The following is a 2,260-nucleotide window of genomic DNA, read 5'->3' on the forward strand; positions in this document are numbered from 1 at the left end:
GTTCGGGCCGGACGACGTCCGGGCCCGCGCCCTGGGGGCGACCGGGTGGGCGGCGAGCCCGCAGGAGGCGTTCGCGCTGCTCGGATGCCTGCCGACCACGGTCGACCCGGTCGAGCCACTGCCCGCGGAACCGTTGGCCGAGCAACGCACCCTCGAACTGACCCACCACCGGCTCGTCGAGCGGGTGGAGCAGCGGTGGCGGCCCGACGCCGCGGAGATTCCGTCCGGTTCCCCGGGCACCGACGCGGAGAGCGACCTGGCGTCCGTGCTGCACGACTGTGTCGAGCAACCGCTGCGCACCCTGCAGGGTGCGCTGATCACCGGTGACGACCGGCTCGTGCGCGAGGTCGCCGACTGGGCCCGAACGGTGCTCCGGGCACGGCGGATCGACGACGGGGCCTTCACCGACCTCGGGACCGAACTCGCCGCCGCACTGGACGAACTGCCACTGGCGCGGTCTCTGCTCCGGAGTCACTGGACCACGTGAGCGGCCCCGGGACGGCGGGCACCGCGATGCCGCGCTCCCGACGCCGGGCACGGGCCTACGGTTGCCCGGATTATCACGCTTCGTGACCACTTACGAGCCGATTAGTACCTGAACGTGTCCGCACGGAACCGCACGAGCGCGTTACCGTTGGTGGTACAGATCACAGGATCAGCACTCGGTAGGGAGGCTGACGTGGAGATCATCGGTCGAGCACGGTGGGGCGCGCGGTATCCGGACGGGTTCCGGGACGCGCCACTGCCCGCCTCGGAGGTGTGGCTGCACCACTCGGTGACCCCGGCACCGGAGCGGAATGTCGCCGACGAGGCCGCCGCGGTCCGCCGCCTCGAACGGATCGGCCAGGAACGGTTCGGCGGCGGAATCAGCTACACGTTCGTGGTGCCCCCGTCCGGGCGGGTCTTCGAGGGGCACAGTGTGCACCGTCAGGGCGCGCACACCGGCGGGCGCAACGACATCTCGCGGGCCATCTGCCTGATCGGCAACTACGAACGGCGGCGGGTGAGCAGGCAGCAGGTCGACGCGGTGGCCGCGCTGCTCCGGCACGGTCACGCGCGGGGCTGGTGGCGGCAGGCCCGGCTCACCGGGGGCCACCGGGACGCCCCGGGCGCTTCCACGCTGTGCCCGGGTCGCTACGCGCAGGCACGCATCGCAGAAATCAACCGTTCGGCACAGGAGGACGACATGCCCAGCTCCGACGAGGTCGCCCGGGCCGTGTGGACCCACTGGATCTACAACCGCAGGCTCAAGCGCCGCGAGTACTCCGAGACCCTGTTGGGCAGCTCCGAGGACCGCATCATCCGGCAACAGATCGCGCCGCTGCGCGGCGAGGTCGCCGCCATCCGCAACCTGGTCGAACAGCTCGTCGCCGGCGGGGAGGTGGACAACACCGCCGTCGAGGAGGCGGCCCGCAGGGGTGTCCGGCGCGCACTGGACGAGAGCGACGCCGAAGCCGAGGCCGACTCGGTGGCGGCCGAGCGCTACGACGCCGCCTCCACCTACGACGTGCCGGAGCCGACGGAGTCACCGGAGTCACCGTGGCCACCGCACCCGTCGGCCACCTCCGGGGAAGGCGACCGGACGACGGCCTGAACCCGAAAGCGGCACGTCACGCCGTCCGTCGTGGCTCAGGCCCCGGGCGGGCTCTCCGGGAGCCCGGCGAGCAGATCGCGCACGCCGGGCACGGCCGGGTGGTGTTCCCCGTGTTCGCCCACCAGATCGTCGAGCAGGGTGGTCAGCGTGCGCCGGGCCTCGTCGCGGTGCCCCGCGCCGAGCTGCCACAACCCGATCCGCCTGCGCAGCTCGATGGGGCGGGGGTCGGACGGTCCGAACACCCGCTCCTCGTCGCCGCGCAGCCGGTGCGCGACGTCCAGTGCCGTCGTCGTGTGCCCGAGTCGGGCGTGGCACTCCGCGTACTGCACGCGGCAGCGGAACACGAGTTCGGTGTCCGGGCCGTCCCGTGCGGTGAGGTCGTCGATCAACGCCTCGTACGCCGGGGCGGCCGTGCGGTAGTCCCCGCCCTCGAACAGGACGTTGGCCCACTCCAGGCGGACGTTGACGACGTCCGGGTCGGCGCCGCCGAACGTGGCGACGGCGTCCGCGGTGGCGGCGTCGAGGATTTCGGCGGCTTCCCGGTAGCGCGCCTGGGTGGCCAGTTCCCCGGCGTCGGCCCGGGCCCGGTCCAGGTCGTCCCGGGTGACCGTCCGTGCCGGTCGGGGTGTCGGTGCCCCGGGTCGGGCCGCGGTCGGGGCGCCGCCG

The 2,260-nt window shown here is 73.2% G+C and carries 1 protein-coding gene and 2 pseudogenes; 2 read left to right on the forward strand and 1 reads right to left on the reverse strand.

The window, feature by feature from the left end; genetic code table 11:
• A pseudogene (locus SACHA_RS24795) lies at positions 1 to 487 on the forward strand (cobalamin B12-binding domain-containing protein); the annotation flags it as partial.
• A 192-nt stretch (positions 488 to 679) separates the two neighbouring features.
• Positions 680 to 1,594, forward strand: coding sequence for an N-acetylmuramoyl-L-alanine amidase (locus SACHA_RS0101970; RefSeq protein ID WP_019806784.1), 915 nt, complete (start codon positions 680 to 682; stop codon positions 1,592 to 1,594).
• Between the two features lie 35 nt (positions 1,595 to 1,629).
• Here the strand turns inward: SACHA_RS0101970 and SACHA_RS24800 are convergent.
• A pseudogene (locus SACHA_RS24800) lies at positions 1,630 to 2,260 on the reverse strand (serine/threonine protein kinase); the annotation flags it as partial.

Source organism: Saccharomonospora halophila 8, from assembly GCF_000383775.1.
Classification (GTDB): Bacteria; Actinomycetota; Actinomycetes; order Mycobacteriales; family Pseudonocardiaceae; genus Saccharomonospora; species Saccharomonospora halophila.